The sequence below is a fragment of the Deltaproteobacteria bacterium genome (assembly GCA_009930495.1).
Classification (GTDB): Bacteria; Desulfobacterota; Desulfovibrionia; order Desulfovibrionales; family Desulfomicrobiaceae; genus Desulfomicrobium.
In genome coordinates, this window is sequence record RZYB01000291.1 from 1 (window position 1) to 2280 (window position 2280).

General features: G+C 62.5%; 2 protein-coding genes, 1 tRNA gene and 1 other RNA gene. All 4 read right to left on the reverse strand.

What is annotated here, in order from left to right; all coding sequences use genetic code 11:
- Window positions 1-391, reverse strand: a transfer-messenger RNA (tmRNA) gene (ssrA, locus tag EOL86_13910).
- Between the two features lie 98 nt (window positions 392-489).
- A tRNA-Arg gene (locus EOL86_13915) sits at window positions 490-566 on the reverse strand.
- A gap of 62 nt (window positions 567-628) precedes the next feature.
- Window positions 629-1921, reverse strand: a complete 1293-nt coding sequence (locus tag EOL86_13920; GenBank protein ID NCD26670.1) for a phenylacetate--CoA ligase family protein — start codon at window positions 1919-1921, stop codon at window positions 629-631.
- Window positions 1922-1929: 8 nt separating this feature from the next.
- On the reverse strand, window positions 1930-2280 hold a 351-nt coding region (locus EOL86_13925), incomplete at its 5' end, for an ATP-binding cassette domain-containing protein (GenBank protein NCD26671.1).

Below are 2280 nucleotides of genomic sequence, written 5' to 3' on the forward strand. Positions count from 1 at the left end.
TGGTGGAGCCGGCGGGAATCGAACCCGCGTCCGAGAACGCTCCGCGCAAAGCTTCTACAGGTTTAGTTCAGGTTCTGATTCTCGCTCCACGGGTAGCCCCTGAACGGGCTTCCGTGACGCCAGCCTGGATGATGTCTCGCGATTGGCTGTCCAGACAGCGGCCTTTCGCCAGCCTGATGGGGTTTGACACCCGGATACGGCTTATCAGACATCCACCGCACGGATGTGACGATCTGAGTCGTCATGCAACGGTTACCTAAAAACTAGGCAGCCATTGCGTATTCATAATTGTCGTTGGCAATTATGCGTATGCTGGGTTTTAACGAGGACCTCCCAGCGCCTCGACCTGCGACTTTGGCCTCATCATCCCCGTCGAAACCAGGGCGGCCCCTTTCAAAGAACATTGCGGAAGAGACATATAAGCTCCATTCCGCCAATGACAAGAGCGAAGAAAAAAGGAGTAAACACTGTTTACTCCTTGGGTCCTCATGGTGCGCCCGGCAAGATTCGAACTTGCGACCTACTGATTCGTAGTCAGGCACTCTATCCAACTGAGCTACGGGCGCTTGCGTGAAAGAGCGCTTATGTGTCCTGACCGGTGAAGTCAAGCCTCAAATGTAACCAAGGCTCACATTTTCCGGCGATCAACCACCAATCCGTTTCCCTTGGCACTGCGTTCGATGGTCTTGGGTTCCACCAGGCGGACCTCGAAAGCCACCCCCAGTTCGGTGTATAGGCGGATGCGGACATTTTCCAAAATGCGCTGGGACTCCTTGATGGAATCCGTGCAGAAGGATTCCGGGGCCTCGAGCATGATCGTCGCCCGGTCCATGTGCCCGACGCGGTCCAGCTCGATGCGGTAGCGCGGTTCGGCCAAGCCGGTGCCGGCGATGACGGCCTCGATCTGGGCCGGAAAGACGTTGATACCCCGGATGATAAGCATGTCGTCGCTGCGGCCGGGAATGCGCGTCATGCGGCGCAGGGTCCGACCGCAGGCGCAGGGCGCGTCGAGGATCGTGGTCAGGTCGCCGGTGCGGAAGCGAATCAGGGGAAATGCTTCCTTGGTCAGGGTGGTCAGGACCAGCTCGCCCTTGTGACCGGCGGGCAAAACCGCGCCCGTGGCCGGATCGACGATCTCGGCCAGAAAATGGTCCTCATTGATGTGCAACCCGGCCCGGTGCAGGCATTCTCCGGCCACGCCGGCGATTTCGCTCAGGCCATAATTGTCCGTGGCCTGGATGCCCAGGCGGCTCTCGATCTCCTGCCGGGTGTCCTCGGTCCAGGGTTCGGACCCGAACAGGCCGAAGCGCAGGCTGAGAGCCGTGCGATTGATGCCCAGCTCGTCCAGGGTGTCGGCCAGATGCAGGGCGTAGCTAGGCGTGCAGACCAGGGCCGTGGTCCGGTAATCCTGCATGATGGAAATCTGGCGGCGGGCGTCGCCGCTGGCGCTGGGAATGACCGAGGCCCCGATCAGCTCGGCCCCGGACTGGATGCCGAACGCGCCGGTGAAGAGGCCATAGTTGTAGGCGATCTGGACCGCGTCGTCCTTGGTCACGCCACCGGCCATGAGCGTCCGGGCCGCCAGCTCGGACCAGCGCCGCAGGTCGCCGCTGGTGTAACCGACCACGGTCGGCTTGCCCGTGGTGCCGGTGGACGCCTGCATGCGCACGACATCGCGCAGAGGCACGGCGAACAGACCGTAGGGGTAGTGCTCACGCAGATCGGCCTTGGTCGTGAACGGCAGGCGCCGCACATCGTCGAGCGATTGCACGTCGTAGGGATCAAGACCCAAGTCGGCGAAACGCTTGCGGTACAAGGGCACGTTGCGGGCCACCCGGTTCAGGGTCGCCTGCAACCGTTCCAGCTGCAACAGCTCCAGTTCGCCGCGCTCCATGCATTCGTATTCGCTCTGCCAGTACATATTCCCCCCTACTCGTCCAGTTCGCGTCCCAGATAGGCCCGCTGCACGTCGCGGTTGGCCAACAATTCGGCCGACGTGCCCTGCAGGATGATCCGCCCGTTTTCCAGCACATAGCCGCGATCGGCGACCTTGAGCGCGCCGCGCGCGTTCTGTTCCACCAAAAGCACGGTCAGGCCGAGGCGGTCGCGCAGTTCGACAATATGCCGGAAGATATCCCTGACCACCAGCGGGGCCAGCCCCATGCCCGGCTCGTCCAGCAACAGCAGACGGGGCCGGGCCATGAGGGCGCGGGCAATGGCGAGCATCTGCTGCTCTCCGCCGGACAGGGTGCCTGCGGCCTGGGTCCGGCGCTCCAGCAG